The sequence below is a fragment of the Mesorhizobium sp. M5C.F.Ca.IN.020.29.1.1 genome (genome assembly GCF_003997375.1).
Classification (GTDB): domain Bacteria; phylum Pseudomonadota; class Alphaproteobacteria; order Rhizobiales; family Rhizobiaceae; genus Mesorhizobium; species Mesorhizobium wenxiniae.
In genome coordinates this window covers 1-697 of record NZ_RZSW01001123.1, presented here as the reverse complement: position 1 = coordinate 697, position 697 = coordinate 1, and the positions used below count along the sequence as shown (strand labels likewise).

At 68.7% G+C, this 697-nt stretch carries 1 protein-coding gene; it reads left to right on the top strand.

The window, feature by feature from the left end; all coding sequences use genetic code 11:
* Positions 1-697: DUF4175 family protein (locus tag EOA85_RS36635; protein WP_127212827.1), on the top strand; the 697-nt coding region annotated here is incomplete at both ends.

The following is a 697-nucleotide window of genomic DNA, read 5'->3' as shown; positions in this document are numbered from 1 at the left end:
CACCCGGGTTCCGGAGCGCGACCCGTGGGGGCTGCGCGCCGTGGCGGCGCTTTTGTTGGTCACCGCCTTTGCCTTCTCCTTTGGACCGTCGGGCGGCCGCATCGCAGACGGGTTCAGTGCCCACGCGGCGTGCGACGCGGTGCCGCCGCGCATCGACGCCTGGGTGACGCCGCCGGCCTACACCGGCAGGCCGCCGGTCTTCCTCACTTCCCCCGCCCTCGCCAACCCAGCCCTCGCCGACAATGGCAAGCAGGCTGCGTCCACCTTCACCGTTCCGGAAGGCAGCGATGTGTCCCTGCGCGTCACCGGCGGTTCGGGCGAGGAAACGCTGAGCTACGCCGACGCCAACGGCAACGCCAGCACCATCGAACCAACCGGGCAGAAGGCCGACGCGGCCAAACCGGCGGCGGCAACGCCCTCGACGGCAACGCCCTCCACGGTGCGCCAGTTCACAGGAAAGCTGACGACCAACGGCACGCTGACGCTGCAATCGGGCAATGACGAACTCGGCAACTGGGCCTTCGCGGTGATCCCGGACAAGCCGCCACAGATCCGCTTCGTCGGCGAGCCGAAACGCGCCGTCAACGGCTCCTTCGAACTCAACTACCAGATCGACGACGACTATGGCGCGGCCTCCGCCAAGGCGGATTTCGCATTGGCCGATCCACCGGCGCCGAATGCGCATCCGCTCTATGGC